The sequence below is a fragment of the Ensifer sp. R1-3 genome, from assembly GCF_056739175.1.
This window is the reverse complement of the sequence record NZ_CP096515.1, coordinates 315,213-332,344: the sequence shown is the minus strand read 5'-3', so window position 1 is coordinate 332,344 and position 17,132 is coordinate 315,213. Positions and strand designations below refer to the sequence as shown.

The window sequence follows — 17,132 nt, the reverse complement described above, 5'->3', positions numbered from 1 at the left end:
CCAATGGCGCTGTCGTCGTCTTGTTCTTTGCCACTCTCCTCGGGTTTAGCGCGAGGATGAGGGGCAGTCTTTTTCAGGCCCGCACCCGCTCCGCCTTCGGGTCGTACATCGGCTTCAGCGAAGCCTCGGCCTTGACCCGCGTTCCGGCGATTTCGATCTCGTAGGCCGAAGCCAGCACATCGGCTTCGCTTTCACCCTTGCACGCCACATAGCCGAGCCCGATCGCACCCCCGAGATGGTGGCCGTAATTGCCCGAGGTGATCGTGCCGACGATCTCTCCGTCGCGCACGATCGCTTCGTTGTGGAAGAGCAACGGCTCCGGATCGGAAAGCCGGAACTGCACCAGCCGGCGCGAAAGTCCGTTGTCGCGCTTTGCAAGCACCGCCTCACGTCCGATGAACTCGCCTTTTCCGGGCTTCACCGCAAAGCCGAGCCCCGCTTCGAGCACATGATCCTCGTCGGTGATATCGTGGCCGAAATGCCGGAAGGCTTTCTCGATCCGGCAGCTATCGAGCGTATGAAGTCCACAGAGCTTCAGCCCGACATCGGCCCCCGCCAGTTCCAGCGTCTCGAACACATGCGCCGCCTGATCGGTGGAGACGTAAAGCTCCCACCCGAGTTCGCCGACATAGGTGACGCGGTGGGCGCGGGCGAGGCCCATCCCGATCTCGATCTCGCGGGCGGTGGCGAAGGGGTGCGCCTCGTTGGAGAAATCGTTCGGGCTCACCTTCTGCATGAGCTCGCGTGCCCTTGGCCCCATGACGCAGAGCACGCTTTCAGCAGCGGTGACGTCGGTGATCACCACGAACTCGTCGCGCACATGTTTTCGCAGCCAGGCAAGATCGCGCTGCAGCGTGGCCCCCGGCACGACGAGGAAGAAGGCGGTCTGCGAAAGCCGCGTGACGGTCAGGTCGCTCTCGATGCCGCCGCAGGCGTTCAGCATCTGGGTGTAGACAACACGGCCGGGGTCGACATTCATCTCATTGGCGCAAAGCCGCTGCAGGAAAGCCAGCGCATCGCGGCCTTCGACGCGGATCTTGCCGAAGGAGGTCATGTCGAAAAGGCCAACCCCGCTGCGGACGGCGAGATGCTCTTCCCGCTGGTTTTCGAACCAGTTCTGCCGTTTCCACGAATAGCGGTATTCGCGCTCCTGGCCGTCCCTTGCGAACCAGTTTGCCCGCTCCCATCCGGCGACCTCACCGAAAACGGCTCCGCGCGCCTTCAGTTGTTCGTGGATCGGCGAGCGGCGAACGCCGCGGGCGGTCGCCATCTGGCGATAGGGAAAATGATCGGCGTAAAGCAGACCCAGCGTTTCGCTGACCCGTTCCTTCAGGTAGGAACGGTTCTTCTGGAAGGGCTGCGCCCGGCGGATATCGACCTCCCAGAGATCGAAGGGCGGCTCGCCGTCGTTCATCCACTGCGCCAGCGCCATGCCGGCGCCTCCCGAGGAGACGATCCCGATCGAATTGTAGCCGGCTGCCACCCAGTAGCCCTTGAGTTCCGGCGCCTCGCCCAGATAGTAACGGTCGTCGGGCGTGAAGCTTTCCGGGCCGTTGAAGAAGGTGTGGATGCCGGCCGTCTCCAGCATCGGCATGCGGTTGACGGCCATTTCGAGGATCGGGGCGAAATGGTCGAAGTCCTCCGGCAGCTGGTCGAAACAGAAATCCTCGCGGATGCCTTCCATGCCCCAGGGCTTCGCCTTGAGCTCGAAGGCGCCGATCAGCATCTTGCCGGCATCTTCCTTGTAGTAGGTGCACTCGTCGGGCACGCGCAGCACCGGCAGGCGGCCGAGACCAGGTATCGCCTCGGTGACGATATAGAAGTGCTCGCAGGCGTGCAGCGGCACGGTGACGCCCGATTGCCGGGCAAGCTCCCTGCCCCACATGCCGGCGCAGTTGACGACATTCTCCGTCTCGATCGTGAAGGTCTCGCCGTTCCGCTCGCAGGTGACGCCGGTTATTCGGCCGTCCTTCTTCAGGACCGAGGTGACTTTCACGCCCTCGACGATCGTCGCGCCGTTCTGCCGCGCACCCTTGGCAAGCGCCATGGCGATGTTGGCCGGATCACACTGGCCGTCGAGCGGCAGGTGGACCGCCGCCTTCACGTCGGAAACGTTGAGGTGGGGGTAAAGCTCCTTGACCTCGTCGGGCGTGACTTCGCGTACATCGACGTTGAAGGCGCGCGCCAGCGAGGCCTGCCGGTAGATCTCCTCCTTGCGCTCTTCCGTCAGCGCGACGGTGATCGAGCCGTTCTGGCGCATGCCGGTGGCGATGCCGGTTTCCGCCTCGAGCTTCACGTAAAGATCGGCCGAGTATTTCGCGAGCCGTGTCATGTTCTGCGACGCGCGCAGCTGGCCGATCAAACCGGCCGCATGCCATGTCGTGCCGCAGGTCAACTGCTTGCGCTCGAGCAGGACCACATCGGTCCAGCCGAGCTTCGCCAGGTGATAGGCGACCGAGCAGCCGGAAACGCCACCGCCGATGATGACGACACGCGCTTTTGCGGGAATGGGCTTCGTCATGCCTTCAGTCTTTCATTCGAGGGATCCCAGAGCGGCTGGTCCGGCTGGACGATAGCCTTGAAGCGGTCGCCGAAAATCTCCACCTCGACCTCCTGGCCGGGAACGGCCAAATCGGCGCGCAGCATGCCGAGTGCGATCGACTTGCCGGTACGGTAGCCCCAGTTTCCGGACGTGGTCTCGCCGACGACCTCGCCGCCCGACCAGAGCGTCGACATGTAGGGCGCGTCGCTGTCGCCGGCCTCGACCGTCAGCGTCACGAAGCGCTTCGTGACGCCCTGCTGCTTCTCACGCTCCAGCGCCGCCTTGCCCTTGAAATCCGGCTTCGCCCAGTCGACGAAGCGTTCGAGCCCGCCCTGCAAAACCGTGTAATCGGTGGAAAGATCGCCCTTCCAGGCGCGGTAGCCCTTCTCGATGCGCAGACTGTCGAGCGCCTCCATGCCGAAGGGCTTGAGGCCGTGCTTCTGCCCGGCGTCCCAGACGGCATCGAAGACCGCGCCGGTATCCTCCACTTTCGTGTGGATCTCCCAGCCGAGTTCGCCGGCGAAGGAGACCCGCACAAGCTGGCAATAGCGGCCGGCGATCTGCGCCGTCTGATGCGTCAGCCACCCCTTCGCAAGGTCGGCATCCGAGACCTCGGCCAGGATCGCGCGCGATTTCGGCCCCGTCAGGATCTGGCAGGCGAATTTCACCGTCACGTCGTCAAGCGTGAAGGCGGCGTCCGCCGGGCGATACTTCCGCAGCCACTCGAAATCATGCCACTGCGCCGTCGCCGCGGTGATCAGGAAGAAGAAATCCTCCTCGATCGCCATGACAGACATTTCGGTGAGGATGCGGCCCTTGTCGTCGGCGAAATAGGCCAGCCCGATGCGGCCGGGCTTCGGTACGCGGCCGGTGATGAGGCCGGAGAGCCACTCGCGCGCGCCCTCGCCTTTCAGCCGGAAGCGCGAGAAGCCCGGCAGGTCGAGAATGCCTGCAGCATCGCGCACGGCGAGACACTCCTCCTCGATCCGCTTCGCCCAAGGGCCTTCCCTTCCCCAGGTCTGCGTCGCAGCCTCTGACGTGTCGTCGCCCGGTTTCGCGTACCACATGGCGCGTTCCCAGCCGTTATAGGGCTTGAACTGAGCGCCGAGCGCCGCAATGCGATCATGGATCGGCGAGAGCTTCCTGCCGCGCCCGGCCGGCCAGTAGTGCTTCGGAAAATGCATTGCATATTCGTGGCCGTAGATCTCCATGCCCTTGGCGATGCAATAGTCCTGGTCGGTATAGTCCGTGTAGCGGCGCGGGTCGCAGGACCACATGTCCCATTCGGTCCGGCCCTCGGTCACCCATTCGGCGAGCACCTTGCCCGCCCCGCCGGCCTGACAGATGCCAAAGGTAAAGACGCAGGCTTCGAAGGCGTTCGGCACGCCGGGCATGGGCCCGATCAGCGGATTGCCGTCCGGCGCATAGGGGATCGGTCCGTTGATGACGCGCGAAAGACCTGCCGTTCCCAGGATCGGCACGCGCTCGACCGCATCGTTCAGATACCATTCCAGCCTTTCGAGATCGTCCGGGAAGAGCTGGAAGGAGAAGTCCTCCGGCATCGGGTCATCCGGTGTTGCCCAATGAGCGCGGCAGTTCTTCTCGTATGGCCCGAGATTCATGCCGTATTTCTCCTGCCGGAGATAATAGGAGGAGTCGACATCGCGAAGGAGCGGCAGCTTGTGCCCAACCTCCTTCGACCAGGCGGCAAGCTCCGGGATCTCGTCGAAAAGAATGTACTGATGACTCATCACCATCATCGGCACGTCGCGGCCGAACATCTTCCCGACCTCGCGGGCGTAGTAGCCAGCGGCGTTGACGACATATTCGCAGCGGATTTCGCCCTGCGCCGTCTCGACCACCCATTCATCCCTTTCGCGCCGGGCACCGGTCACGGGACAGAAGCGGATGATCTTCGCGCCCATGTCGCGCGCGCCCTTGGCGAGCGCCTGGGTCAGCTGCGCCGGATCGATGTCGCCGTCATAGGGATCGTAAAGCGCGCCCGTCAGGTCATGCGTTTCGAGGAAGGGATAGCGGCTGCGCATTTCCCCGGGCGTCAGGATATCGAGGTCCATGCCCTGGTAGCGGCCCATGCCGACGACGCGCTTGAACTCCTGCAGCCGCTCCTTCGAATGGCCGAGGCGGATGGAGCCCGTCACATGATAGTTCATCGGGTAATCGACGAGCGCACCCAGGTCGCGATAGAGCGAGGCCGAATAGCGCTGCATGTTCATGATCGACCAGGATGAGGAGAAGGTCGGCACGTTGCCGGCCGCATGCCAGGTGGAGCCGGCCGTGAGCTCGTTCTTTTCAAGAAGCACGCAGTCGGTCCAACCGGCCTTGGCAAGATGGTACAGTGAGGAGGCACCGACGGCTCCCCCACCAATGATCACGACGCGCGCGTGAGACGGCAAATTCGACATGCTGGCTCCCTCTGTTACGGCGATTTTTGACGGGGAAGCCTGATGCCATCAAGCGCGGCGATTGAGCTTTATTGATCGAAGAATTCGATTAGATTGCCCGGTAGGAGCAAGGAGCGACACAAATGCAGGTGGACCTGATCGAAACCTTTCTTGACCTGATGGAAACGCGCAGCTTCAACCGGACGGCCGAGCGGCTCAACATCACGCAATCCACGGTTTCCCATAGGGTGAAGGCCCTGGAGACGCAGTTCAGCCGCAAGCTCTTCACCCGCAACAAGGGCGGAACCCTTCCGACCGCCGCGGGACTGCGCTTTCTGGATTATGCGAAAGCCTTGCAGAATCAGTGGCATGAAGCGACCCGTGCAGTAGCGAGTGCAGGCGCTCTGGAACGTTCGATGCGGCTCGGAATTCAGCACGACCTGGCCGAGACCATTGCCGGCCGCTGGGTGGCTGCGATCCGCCGCGATCTGCCGACCACCGAGATCTATATGGAGGCGGATTATTCGAACCAGATGAACCGCGATCTCGCCGCCGGGGAGCTCGATCTCGCGATCCTCTACACACCGCATTTCCTGCCCGACCTTCACTATGAACGGATCGGCGAACTGCATTACGTGCTGGTCACCACCGATGCTCCTGAGATGGCCGAGGTGAAGCCCGAAACCTATATCCGTTCGAGTTACTCGCCGGCCTTCGACCGGGCGCACCGCCTGGCACTTCCGCACCTTTCGGGCGCTTCGCTTGCCGCCGGCCAGAACATGGCCGTCACGGACCTGTTGCGCACGCTCGGCGGCGCCGCTTACGTGACGCAGGCGACAGCCGATCGGCTCTCCGACCGGGTTGCCGTCGTGGCCGACGCGCCGGTCATCCCTCAGACCGTCTATGCGGCAACGAGTCTCCGCACCCGCCATGCCCATCAGCACCGCAAGATCATCGGCGCAATGGAGGGACTATTGGTCGGTCTGTAGGGTCCCGTGGAGAAGGTTCAACCAGGTTGACAATCAACCCGGTCTGAACCCAAGCCTGCCCCTCACCCTAACCCTCTCCCCGCCTGCGGGGAGAGGGGACACCGTTGTGCGGCGCTTCGGCCTCAACGGATCCCAAGCGAACTCGTCCCCTCGCCCCGCTTGCGGGGAGAGGGTTAGGGTGAGGGGCAAACCCCGGGGTACCACCCGGCTCGAGGGGCTGACGTGCACCTACCGCACGGAGAATCGCGCCTTCAACCGCGTGACATCCTCGGCCGTAATCCCTTCCGGATCGGTGACCGCCATCCAGGCGTCGATGTAATGTTCCGGTGCGTAGACATGGCCGTAGCCCATCGGCGAGGTCGTCGCCAATGCCATGTCGGCAAGCAGCTGCAGCCCCGTGACCACTGGAAACCAGTTCAGCGCCGGCGAAACGTCCGGCCCCCGCGGGGGCTTCATCCAGTCCGGCTCCCGGTAGAAGGAATGGGGATCGAAAAAGGTCACCGGATCGCTGGCATATTGCAGATAGACGATCCGCATCGCGCCCCAATGCGCACCGGGAATGTCGAGCGCATTCTTCTGGCTGGTGAAGCGGATGGCGGAGCTGTCGCGATAGCGCGGAAGCCAGGCGCTCGAGCCGGCGACGCGGTCGGCCGTCACCGAACGCCAGAGCGTGCTCGGAAACGGCGGTCCGCTCCAGAGCGCGCCCTGGAAGGGATCGCTGATGACGTCGAAGAGATCGACCGATCCTTGCGAATTCATCGCGCCAAGACTCAGGCCGTGCAGGTAGAGCTTGGGCCGACGATCCCTGGGCAGCGTCGTCCAGTAGCCATAGACCGCGTCGAAGAGGGCGTCGGCCGCGTCGGCGCCGTAGCCCGGCTCGACCAGCAGGGAGAGCCAGCTGGTGAGATAGGAATATTGCACGGCCACGCTCGCGACGTCGCCGTGAAGCAGATATTCGACCGTGTCGAGCGCCTCGGGGTCGATCCAGCCGGTGCCGGTCGGCACGACGACAATCAGTGACTTGCGCTCGAAGCCCCCGGCACGCTTCAGCTCCTCCAGCGCCAGCTTCGCCCGCTCCCGCGCGGTCTCGGCGGAATTCAGTCCGACATAGACACGCACGGGATCAGGGGCTGCAGCCCCGAAGAAGGCGCCGATGTCAGCGCCGGTCGGTCCGGACGCGATGAACTGCCGCCCCTGGCGCCCAAGCTCGTCCCAGTGCACGAGCGACGCGCCGCTCCCCGTCCTGGCGAGGTCGGCAGGCGGTGCGATCTCGGGATCCATAAGCGCATCGAGTTGCTGGAAAGAACTGTCTGCGGCACGAAGCGCGAACTTGAAGATCACGCCGTTCGCAGCGGACCAGAACAGCGCGAGCGCCACCAGCCCGCCGAGAGCATTGGCGATCGGCCGCGTGAGGAAATATTGCAGCCATCGGGAAAGCACGCGAAAGGTCAGCCGGAACAGCCGCGCCAGGAGGACCAGGGCGATGAACATGAGCACGGCTATCAGACCGAGCTTGACCGGCTCGGCGCTCTCGATGGGCTCGAGGCCCATGATGTGCCGAACCGTGTTTTGCCAATGCGCCGCCTGCCACAGGAATACGGCCGCAGCCGCTATCGAGACGATCGCAGCGGCGATCTTCAATGTTCGCGCGCGCCGCGCCGTCGGCTCGGGGAGTTCGAAGAAGGACCAGAGCCAGCGCAGAGACACACCGACCGCGTAGCCGGCCGCAAGAGAAAATCCGGAGATCACGGCCTGAATGAGATAGGGCCTGGGTATCAGACTTGGCGTCAGCGAAACTGCAAAGAACAGAATGCCGACGAGGAGGCCGCTTGTGGGAAACGAACGCAGGAAGGTGGAGATGTGACGGTACACCGGTCTTGGCAGGTCCGTCTGCTGAACGTGTTCCATGGCGGACTCCACTTCGGGCGCTGGCGGCAATGTCGCTTTCCGCGGGCGCGCAGTCAATTCCCGCGAGCCTGCTGCAAAGGACAAAAACGTGCAGCGGAGGCACTGGAGAGGTTCTTTGCACCGGCAAGAGATTGCGGGCATCAAAACGAAGTGATCGCAAATAGCAAGGATCGTGCGCAGACGTTTGGTATATTCAAGCCGGTAGTAGAGTCTGCCTGCGCCAAGGAGAAAAACCCATGACCGCGCCGCACCCTTCCAAGACCCATATCGGCAACCACAAACTGCATCCCGAAACGCTGATGCTGAATTATGGTTACGACCCCGAGCTCTCGGAGGGTGCTGTCAAACCGCCGATCTTTCTCACCTCGACTTTCGTCTTCCACTCCGCCGAGGAGGGCCGCGACTTCTTCGACTTCGTCTCCGGGCGGCGCGAACCGCCCGCTGGCGTGGGTGCCGGGCTCGTCTATTCCCGCTTCAATCACCCGAACAGCGAGATCGTCGAAGACCGGCTCGCCATTTTCGAACGAGCGGAAGCCGGCGCGCTCTTTTCCTCCGGCATGTCGGCGATCGCCACCACGCTTCTCGCCTTCGTGCGGCCGGGCGATTCCATCCTTCATTCGCAGCCGCTTTACGGCGGCACCGAAACGTTGCTCGCCAAGACCTTCCTCAATCTGGGCGTCTCCGCCGTCGGCTTTGCCTGTGGTACAGACGAGGCGGCCGTCAATGCCGCGGCTGAAGAGGCGATGAGTAAGGGACGGGTCTCCGTGATCCTGATTGAGACGCCGGCCAATCCCACCAACAGCCTTGTCGACGTCGCGTTGGTCCGCCGCATTGCCGAAAGGATCGGAGAAAGACAGGCGCATCGGCCGATCGTCGCCTGCGACAACACCCTGCTCGGCCCCGTCTTTCAGCACCCGATCGAACACGGGGCGGACCTTTCCCTTTATTCGCTGACCAAATATGTCGGCGGCCATTCCGACCTGATCGCCGGCGCCGTTCTCGGCTCCAAGGCGCTGATCAGGCAGGTGAAGGCCCTGCGCGGCTCGATCGGCACGCAGCTCGACCCGCATTCCTGCTGGATGATCGGCCGCTCGCTCGAAACCCTGTCTGTGCGTATGGAAAAGGCAAACGACAACGCCCGCATCGTCGCCGAATTCCTGCGCGACCATCCCAAGGTCGAGCGAATCCACTATCTGCCGTTCCACGACGCGGACACGCCGGTCGGCCGTGTATTCGCCACGCAATGCACCGGGGCGGGATCGACCTTCTCCTTCGACATCGCCGGCGGCCAGGAGGCGGCATTCCGCTTCCTCAACGCACTGCAGATCTTCAAGCTCGCCGTCAGCCTCGGCGGTACGGAATCGCTCGCTAGCCACCCGGCGGCGATGACGCATTCCGGCGTGCCGATCGAGGTCCGCGCCCGGATCGGCGTGCTCGAATCCACGATCCGCCTGTCGATCGGCATCGAGCACCCGGACGATCTCGTTGCCGACGTCGCGAACGCGCTGACGATGATCTGATGCTGCTGGAAATGTCGGGCCTTTTCTCGTTGACGGCGGTCAGCCGCTCGAAATCCTCTCGCACCATGCGGCGGCCGACGATGTTGGCCGGCGAGAGCGCTGCGGCATCGGTCTTGAGCAACGTCTCCGCGCTCCGCTCGCCCTGCAAAGGGTCACGCTGCCTGCAAAGCCTTCTGAACGGCCTTCGGGGCGCGGTCGATCACCAGAAGATAAGCGCGAGTCGGCCCTTCCGGCTGGCGCGAGCCCTGTTCCCAATGGCGCAGCGTGTTGACGCTGAACCCGAATCGTCCGGCAAATTCTTCCTGCGTCATGTCGAGCTTCGTGCGGATCGCCTTCACGTCGATCCGTTCGGGCACATGGACGCGAAAGGCGTTCGCATCGGTATTGCCCTCGGCATAGGCCAGCGCTTCGTTCAGGCCGCGCCGGATGCTGTCGGCAACCTTGCTCATGGCTTTCTCCTCTTGAAAACATCCACCAGCATCGTAGTCAACTGGCGGAAGTCGTTCTTGTCCTGTTGGCTCAGATCGGCCCGCTCGTTCTTCGCATAGGCCGTGAGTGCAAAGAGCGGCATGTCGGTGTCGTGGTAGAAATAGATCACTCGCGCGCCGCCACGTTTGCCTCGCCCGTCCAGCGCCCAGCGAACCTTGCGGATGCCGCCCGTTCCCTGAACGACATCGCCTGCCGTGGGATTGTGGGCCAGATAGTCCACCAGCAAGCCGCGCTCGTCATCGTTCATGAGTTTGCGGGTAGCAGACAGGAACTCCGGCGTCTCCACGACACTGACGGGAACCCTTTTCACCATGGCCGAACACTACTCCAATGGGTCAGTATATGCAATCCAATGGATTACCACGTCGCGGCTGCTCTCCCATGTTCCGCCTCGATCACCTGCCGTATGGTGGGGGGTCAAGTCCTCGGCCGGTGCGAAAGGACGTTGACGGTATTGCCGAACGGATCGCGCAGAAAGAACCGGCGCACGCCCCAGCTTTCGTCGGTGATATCGTAGACGATCTTCACACCCGCGGCCGCGGCGCGGCGATAGGTTTCGTCCACGTCATCCACCTCGATCGAGAGCGCCGGGACCGGCGTTCCGGACCCGCCTTCGGTGGCGAAGCTCACCTGCGGCATGGCGGTGCGGCCTACCGCCGCAAATGTGACGATCCAGCCGTGATCCATCACCACCTCCATGCCGAGCAGGTCCGCATAGAACCGATGCGCCTGAAGCGGATCGGACACCTGAAGATTTGGCACGATGCGTCGTACAGTCATTTGACCCTCCCGATTGTCCGCTCCGACAGCGCCAGCTTGACGAGCGAGGCCGCCGCCGCACCCGCCGTCTCCATATAGCTCGGATCACGGTGGAGCAGAACGACGGCGAAGCTGCCGTCGAGGAGCAACAGGACCTGCCGCGCGAGCTCTTCCGCCTCCACGATCCCTTCCGCCTCGAACGCCTGCCGGAGCCAGTCCTCGAATTTTTTCTTATGCGCGGCGCCGATACGGATCGCCGGGTGCCCCGGCATGCTGGCGAGTTCGGCGGAGGTGCGCAGAAAGCCGCAGCCCTTCCATTTCGGATGTCGGGCGGCGCGGGCGAGATTGAAGAAGATGCCCTCGACCCTCGATGCCACGCCGCCCTCGGCTTCGCTGAACCATTTCTGGAAGAGCTTGAGGTTCGGCTGATCACGCCCTTCGAGATAGGCGGCAATCAGGTCGTCCTTGCTTTTGAAGTGATAATAGAGCGTTCGCTTCGTCACGCCGGCCGCCTCGGCGACTGCGTCCACACCGACGGCGCGGATCCCTTCGGCATAGAACAGCTTGGAAGCGGCGGAAACGATGCGTTCGCGTGTGTTCGGTGCCGTCGTCATGAGCCATGTATACCGACTAGTGAATATACATTCCTGTGTCGCCGACTTAGCCTTCGCTCGTCAATACATGATGGGAGACAATTCATGTCCGACACGGTTCTCATCGAAATTTCGGCCGGCATCGCCCTCCTGACCCTCAACCGGCCCGAAAAGCTGAATGCGCTCAACTACGAACTGATCGATCGGCTTTTAGCCCTTCTCGACCGTATCGAGATCGACGAGACGGTGCAGGCGGTCATCCTCACCGGCGCCGGCGATCGCGCCTTTTCCGCAGGCGGCGACATCCACGAATTTTCCGGCAGCGTGGCGAAGGGCGTGAACGCTGCCACCCGCGATTTTGTCCGGCGAGGCCAACAGCTCACGCACCGCCTGGAGGCCTTTCCGAAGCCTGTGATCGCTGCCGTCAACGGTCTCGCCTATGGTGGCGGCTGCGAGGTGACCGAAGCGGTGCATCTCGCGATCGCGAGCGAGCGGGCGCGCTTTGCCAAGCCGGAAATCAAGCTTGCCATGCCGCCGACATTCGGGGGCACTCAGAGACTGCCTCGCCTGGCGGGCCGGAAGCGTGCGCTCGAGCTGCTTCTGACCGGGGATGCGTTCTCGCCCCAGCGCGCGCTGGACATGGGGCTCGTCAATGCCGTCGTGCCGCATGAGCAACTGATCGCCTCGGCCCGAGGGCTTGCGGGTCGCATCATTCGCCATTCGCCTCTTGCCACCGCCGCCATCATCACCGCCGTGACGCGTGGCCTCAACATGGCGATCGGAGAAGGTCTGCTGTGCGAAAGCGAGCAATTCGCACGGATGGTTCCGAGCCATGATCTCAAGGAAGGGCTTGCCGCCTGGAAAGAGCGGCGAGAGCCACGCTATGCCGGGCGCTGATCCGGTTCTTCAAAACAACCCGGCTCCGGACGGAAAACCGTCCGGCAGTGCGCCAGATCCGGGCGAAGCCGAGCACGAAGAGGGCGAGCGCGCCTGTCGAGGCGATGGTGCGCACGTGGTTCCAGCGGACCCAGTCGGTGAGGTAGCGCTGCTGCCAGAGCTCGGCGGCTGCCTGGCCGGCAGGGGCGGCGGCAAGCGCGTCATTCAGCGGGACATTGACTACGATAGTCACCGCGAGCGTGCCGAGGAGATAGACGAGCCCGCCGGCTGCCAGAAGATAACTCCCCTGCCCGCCCCAGATGAAGGCCATGACGAGAAGGTTGAGGCCAAGCAGCGCCGTTCCCATGAAGGCGAAGAGGAACAGCGGATTCTGGATGACCACGTTGATGGCGTTCATCGCGGCGACCCCCTGATCCGGCGGGAGCCGCGACAGCGCCTGCATTATGCAGACCGAGAAGACGAAGAAGAGCCCGGCCATCAGACCGGATCCGATCGCGGCGGCAAAAGCCAGCGCAGGAACAAGGGCAACCATTGCGGCACTCCAGACGGGAACGAAGCCGCTACGGGCCGCTTCCCTCGTTTCAGACTCGAGGCAGCGTCGACGAAAGCCACCCGCCCGCAAAGCCGGCCCTGCTCAACCCCTGGCTGAAGGCCGGAATGCTGCGCGTCAGTTCCCAGATCAGGCCGCTTCTCCAGTTCTCGATCATCATGACCACGAGCCCTTGGTCAAGTCCGACGATTCTGTCGTCCACCCAGCCCTCGGGGCCGTCCCCCGGCAGGCTGGGATTGAAGCCGCCGGGAAGGCAACCCTCATTAACGAGCGCGGGATATTGCGACATCAGGTGAGAAAGGCTGCCGAGACATGCGTCCGGCTCGAACGGCAGACCGGCGAGCGACGCCCATGGAACGAGCGTACCGTCATCGGCGCCGAATGGTGCGCCGCGTGCCTCGTAGCCGAGCAATCTCTGCCGCCGCCCGTCGCGAAGCCGCAGCCAGCCTTTCGGCGCGTGGCAGGCGCTGAACCCCCAGAGATCGCTGCAGTAACCTGCGAAGCCATGAGGATTTTCCTCGGCATGGGCGCGCTGCAGCCTGATGGCGCGGCGGGAGTTTTCGAAATAGTCGCTGTCCCTTTCACGCATCCCCCGGTCGCGAACGCTGCGAAAATCGATCCAGGCCTGCGGAAACAGGTGGACGAAGAGCGCGCCGGCGTGGAGATGCGCCACCCCATCGAGCGTGAGCCATTCATGCGCCGCGGTGTAGGCGTTGTAATTCTGCGGCACGATCGGCCGTGTTGGCGAACCCAGCGCCAGAATATAAAGAAGCAGCGCCTCGCTGTAGCCCCGCCAGCGGTGCTTCAGGAAGCGTCCGGGCGGGCGCCAACCCATTGTGACGGTATCGCCGCCATTGAGCGCCCAGTTCCAGTCTGCCCTCTCGTAGAGAAACGCCGCGTGGCTCCTGATCTCCCTCTCCTGCTCGCCGGAGCCGGAGAAATACGCCGCCGCGGCCAGGGCACCGGCGAGGAGCAACGCGGTGTCGATCGTCGAGAGTTCGCTGCGCCAGGCGCGCTCTCCCGACCGCATATCGAGGAAATGATAATAGAAGCCGCGATAGCCGGTTGCCCGCGCGTCGCTCTCCTGCCGGCTCGCCGCGAAGAATGCGAGGGCGGTCAGCACACGCCGGGCGGCCTCCGCCCGACCGATCCAGCCGCGCTCGACCGCGACCGGATAGGCTGCGAGCCCGAAGCCCGTGGCGGCGATACTCGACGGAGAACCCTTGCGAGACGTATCGGCCACCAGACCGGTTGCCGTGTCGGAATATCGAAGAAAGTAGCCGAACGCCGCGCGCTGCAGCCGCTCGACGCATGCGATATCCGAGTTCCGCCTGGTGTGAAACATGGTGGCCTATTCTTCGGTGACGTCGGTGACGGTGCGGCGGGTCGCGCAGCTCTTGCCGCGATCACCGAATATTGTAGGCCCGCGTCGCGCCGGCAGTCGCCGATTTCCAATCCTGTGGTACATTCATCGGATTACATCGGCCCGGAGGCCGAGGCCGGTTTTACGGCAAATCGCGGTGCCCGGGATAGAGGGGCAGAACGCCCGACGCGTGATCCACGATGATTGGCTGATGCGATGTTAGGCACGATAGCATTGATCCTGGCTCTGAGCGGGAGCCCGATACAGACGGCAGCCATGGCCGCCGACGTCGACGTGGAGCTGTTGCTGGCTGTCGACATGTCCGGCTCGATGGACATGGAGGAGGCACGCGTGCAGCGCTCCGGCTATCTGCAGGCGCTGCGGCACCCGGATTTCATCAATGCGGTCCAGGGCGGGCTCCTCGGGCGGATCGCCATCGGCTATTTCGAATGGGCAGGGCTCGTAAACGAGGCCTCCGTCGTAAACTGGCAGGTGATCGAAAATGCTGCCGACGCCGAAGCCTTCGCCGCCAAGCTGGAGGCGCGGCCGATCGGGACGCGGCGCGGCACCTCGATCTCCAATGCGATTCTTTTCGGCACGGGCCTCATCGATTCGAACGCCTTTTCGGGCGCGCGACGGGTCATCGACGTCTCCGGTGACGGGCCCAACAATACCGGGCCGCCGGTCACGCCTGCCCGCAACGATGCCGTATCGCGCGGGATCATCATCAATGGGCTTGCGATCCTCATCCGCCCGTCGGTCTCGACCGGGCCGCTCGACCAGTATTACGCCGAATGCGTCATCGGCGGCCCCGGCTCCTTCGTCCTGCCCGTCCATGAACCCGAGGATTTCGCGATCGCAATCCGCCAGAAGCTTATCCTGGAAGTAAGCGGCCTGACACCCGAGCCGGCGCTCCGTTTGGCGGCCGGCGAAGCTGCGGCAGACTGCATGATAGGCGAGAAGCTGCGGCCGGGTTTTCTCGACAGGGTCTACCCGGAGCTGGATCGCTAGATGTGAGCAACGCGCCGCGGGTCTTCCCGCAGCGCGCTTTTTCCCCCGCCCGACCATAGATCGCCTCCGCTCCAAGGCGTGTTGAGATTCGGGATACCCGCCGCGGCTTTTTTGATCTCCTCATTCCTGTGCTCGTCACAGGAATCCAGCCAGCCCAAGTCGTTGGGCTGAAAGAACTCTTCCCCGCGCCGCAGACGCGGCGCTGCCCTCATCTCTGTGACAAGCACAGAGATGAGGAAGAGATTGCAGTCTTCCCCGCGCTGACCGACACGCTCGGCAACATTGTCCGCACCGCGCTTTGCGAGGCGAGCCCGCGACCGCTGCTATTGCAACGAGTGCGTTCTGGCGTTGAAGCCCGCGGCCGCGATGACGAGCTCGCTGCGATCCCGCAACTCGTTGGCAACGGCCTGCAGCGCCATCTCGACGCAATATTCGACGGCCTGAGCGTCCAATGCGCGGGCGCTATCGCGAATGTGGCTCAGCATTCTCGCGATGCTCGCAAGTTCCGTTTCAGTGTCCGTCAAGGACGAAGGATGATTACCCATTTGAACCCCCATTCCGTGCGCTTCCCTGACATCGACTATAAACGACTTCGGAATTTCCGCGCGTTGCACGAGCGTTGCACACGCATCGGTAGAGTTCCGCGCCGGATCTCGCCAGGCGCCTTGCGGGTCTGCTCCTTCAAAATGCGAGCGCTTTGGATAGCGCGCGCGGACCGAAACGGCGGGCTCTTTCACCGTCGGGGTTCTCAAGATCGGGGACGAAGATCTTGACGACCGCGAACGGCAGAGCTTCGGCTGACAGGCGAACCACAATTGCAGATTGCACACCGGCATCCTTTAGATGATCGATGGTGTGGCGCATGAGCGCGTCCAGATCGCCGCCCGCAGGCGGCGCCGCCGGCGCATGCCGGCACGGCCCCGCGAGGACGGCCTGGCGGGTCGAGTCCGGCAAGGGCCGGCTGAAGGTTTCGGGAAAGACATCGTCCCGAGCGCCGCTCATGAAGGTGAGCCGCGACTGCGCCGCTTCGGTCACCGCTCTGATCGCCGCGCGAACGGCAAAGACATGCGCCCCGCAGCCGCTTGTCACATCGACGAAACGACCATCGTCCCTGATGGCGATGTCGGAGGGGCCGAGCAATGCCAGAAAGCAGGGAATACCGATGTCGCTGGTAATGTCGAAAAGCCGGAGATCGAGACCCGCGGCTCTTATGCGCTCGACGAGACTATTCAGCGCTGCATCGCCGAACCCCTCGGGAGCAACGCATTGCCGGTAACGGCTCTCCGGCCCAGACACGCCCCACAGGACATGGGCGTCACGCTCGATGCGCTCCAGCAGCCCGTGCAATGTCGCTTCCTGGATGGAATTTCCCGATGCGAGCCCATCCGACGACATCCAGAAACGCGAAGGCCGGGTACGGTCCAGCAGCGCCGCTGCGAGCGGTACGAGCACCTCGCGGCCGGAGATCAGATCGGAGCCGGCGGCCCATGGCAATTCCTCCTCCGGACCGATTTCCTCCTGCCCGGCCGCAATCAGCCCCGGAAGCGGGTCCGCGGTCCGTCCGGACGCCCGCAGAGCCCGGGTTGTGGCCATTATGGTTTCGACCGCGGGTTCCCCGGCAACAGCGCGCTCCAGCGCCTCCATGACGGCAGAAACCTTCGCCTCCGCATCCGTCAGCCCTTTGCCCTGTGCAACCACGATGGATCGTGCATTCGGCGTGTAGGCGCACCAGACCGGGATTCCGGTCCTGTCGAGTCCCGTGTGCCTCGCGATGCGGGTTATGCCGAAACCGGAAAGCAGAGGCCTTACACGTTCGAAGGTCTCTTCCGGGCTCAGCACACGATCGGAATATTCATTGCGCAAGCCGGCCCCACCCCCGATGTCGGGACCGGTCACCCGTCGAAATGACCCGAAAACACCTTGTCGGCGGAGGACACAGCCACTGCGAGGTCGACATTCTTGACGATCGTCCCCCCTTGTGCACGGAGCTTGTTCGCCGTGGCCAAGTCGCCCGTCACCTGATCGAGCGGCCTGACGGTTCCGTTCCCCAGGTCCGCCAGCCACAGACCCGGCTCGCCGGGAATGCCTATCACAACAACTTTCGCCATA

The 17,132-nt window shown here is 63.6% G+C and carries 15 protein-coding genes and 1 pseudogene; 4 read left to right on the top strand and 12 right to left on the bottom strand.

Annotated features, from left to right (window positions below):
• Positions 1-73: 73 nt before the first annotated feature.
• Positions 74-2,521 carry a GcvT family protein gene (locus tag M1D43_RS01670; protein ID WP_153312963.1) on the bottom strand — a complete coding sequence of 816 codons (2,448 nt, stop codon included), beginning with the start codon at positions 2,519-2,521 and terminating at the stop codon, positions 74-76.
• On the bottom strand, positions 2,518-4,965 hold the full coding sequence (locus M1D43_RS01665) for a GcvT family protein (protein WP_153312962.1): 2,448 nt from the start codon (positions 4,963-4,965) through the stop codon (positions 2,518-2,520). Before M1D43_RS01665 ends, M1D43_RS01670 begins: the two co-directional genes overlap by 4 nt.
• A gap of 122 nt (positions 4,966-5,087) precedes the next feature.
• On the opposite strand from M1D43_RS01665, the gene M1D43_RS01660 reads away from it, so the two are divergent.
• A complete protein-coding gene (locus M1D43_RS01660) occupies positions 5,088-5,933 on the top strand; it encodes a LysR family transcriptional regulator (protein ID WP_003534209.1) in 846 nt (281 codons plus the stop codon).
• Between the two features lie 228 nt (positions 5,934-6,161).
• Here M1D43_RS01660 and M1D43_RS01655 read toward each other — a convergent pair whose 3' ends face one another.
• Positions 6,162-7,841: an alpha/beta hydrolase gene (locus M1D43_RS01655; RefSeq protein WP_153313290.1), complete on the bottom strand. Its 1,680-nt coding sequence runs from the start codon at positions 7,839-7,841 to the stop codon at positions 6,162-6,164.
• Positions 7,842-8,077: 236 nt separating this feature from the next.
• Between M1D43_RS01655 and M1D43_RS01650 the strand changes: the two genes are divergently transcribed.
• A complete protein-coding gene (locus M1D43_RS01650) occupies positions 8,078-9,361 on the top strand; it encodes a cystathionine gamma-synthase family protein (protein WP_127541853.1) in 1,284 nt (427 codons plus the stop codon).
• Positions 9,362-9,513: 152 nt separating this feature from the next.
• Here M1D43_RS01650 and M1D43_RS01645 read toward each other — a convergent pair whose 3' ends face one another.
• The 4 genes from M1D43_RS01645 to M1D43_RS01630 all read right to left on the bottom strand — a co-directional run bounded on the left by M1D43_RS01645 (position 9,514) and on the right by M1D43_RS01630 (position 11,223).
• Positions 9,514-9,810 (bottom strand): helix-turn-helix domain-containing protein, encoded by a 297-nt coding sequence (locus M1D43_RS01645; RefSeq protein ID WP_127541854.1) that lies wholly within the window; start codon positions 9,808-9,810, stop codon positions 9,514-9,516.
• Positions 9,807-10,163 carry a type II toxin-antitoxin system RelE/ParE family toxin gene (locus tag M1D43_RS01640; RefSeq protein ID WP_234835342.1) on the bottom strand — a complete coding sequence of 119 codons (357 nt, stop codon included), beginning with the start codon at positions 10,161-10,163 and terminating at the stop codon, positions 9,807-9,809. The genes M1D43_RS01645 and M1D43_RS01640 overlap by 4 nt, the downstream gene beginning before the upstream one ends.
• Positions 10,164-10,267: 104 nt before the next feature.
• Positions 10,268-10,630 (bottom strand): glyoxalase superfamily protein, encoded by a 363-nt coding sequence (locus M1D43_RS01635; protein WP_153313289.1) that lies wholly within the window; start codon positions 10,628-10,630, stop codon positions 10,268-10,270.
• The gene (locus tag M1D43_RS01630; protein WP_003534197.1) at positions 10,627-11,223 is read right to left on the bottom strand and encodes a TetR/AcrR family transcriptional regulator; all 597 of its coding nucleotides are present in this window, start codon (positions 11,221-11,223) and stop codon (positions 10,627-10,629) included. Before M1D43_RS01630 ends, M1D43_RS01635 begins: the two co-directional genes overlap by 4 nt.
• A gap of 84 nt (positions 11,224-11,307) precedes the next feature.
• Between M1D43_RS01630 and M1D43_RS01625 the strand changes: the two genes are divergently transcribed.
• Positions 11,308-12,099, top strand: coding sequence for a crotonase/enoyl-CoA hydratase family protein (locus M1D43_RS01625; RefSeq protein WP_028011399.1), 792 nt, complete (start codon positions 11,308-11,310; stop codon positions 12,097-12,099).
• A 55-nt stretch (positions 12,100-12,154) separates the two neighbouring features.
• On the opposite strand, the pseudogene M1D43_RS01620 reads toward M1D43_RS01625, so the two are convergent.
• Together M1D43_RS01620 and M1D43_RS01615 are read right to left on the bottom strand one after the other, a co-directional pair.
• A pseudogene (locus M1D43_RS01620) lies at positions 12,155-12,631 on the bottom strand (anthrone oxygenase family protein); the annotation flags it as partial.
• Positions 12,632-12,680: 49 nt separating this feature from the next.
• Complete coding sequence (locus M1D43_RS01615) at positions 12,681-13,994, bottom strand: glucoamylase family protein (protein WP_153313288.1); 1,314 nt, start codon at positions 13,992-13,994, stop codon at positions 12,681-12,683.
• A gap of 234 nt (positions 13,995-14,228) precedes the next feature.
• Between M1D43_RS01615 and M1D43_RS01610 the strand changes: the two genes are divergently transcribed.
• Positions 14,229-15,023, top strand: coding sequence for a DUF1194 domain-containing protein (locus tag M1D43_RS01610; protein ID WP_013844664.1), 795 nt, complete (start codon positions 14,229-14,231; stop codon positions 15,021-15,023).
• 323 nt (positions 15,024-15,346) lie between these two features.
• Here the strand turns inward: M1D43_RS01610 and M1D43_RS01605 are convergent, their stop codons facing one another.
• The 3 genes from M1D43_RS01605 to M1D43_RS01595 all read right to left on the bottom strand — a co-directional run bounded on the left by M1D43_RS01605 (position 15,347) and on the right by M1D43_RS01595 (position 17,131).
• Positions 15,347-15,580: a hypothetical protein gene (locus tag M1D43_RS01605; RefSeq protein WP_013844665.1), complete on the bottom strand. Its 234-nt coding sequence runs from the start codon at positions 15,578-15,580 to the stop codon at positions 15,347-15,349.
• Between the two features lie 124 nt (positions 15,581-15,704).
• Entirely contained in the window at positions 15,705-16,919 is a 1,215-nt protein-coding gene (locus M1D43_RS01600) for a YcaO-like family protein (protein WP_318853455.1), read from the bottom strand.
• Entirely contained in the window at positions 16,916-17,131 is a 216-nt protein-coding gene (locus M1D43_RS01595) for a hypothetical protein (protein WP_010969830.1), read from the bottom strand. The genes M1D43_RS01600 and M1D43_RS01595 overlap by 4 nt, the downstream gene beginning before the upstream one ends.
• Position 17,132: the final 1 nt, after the last annotated feature.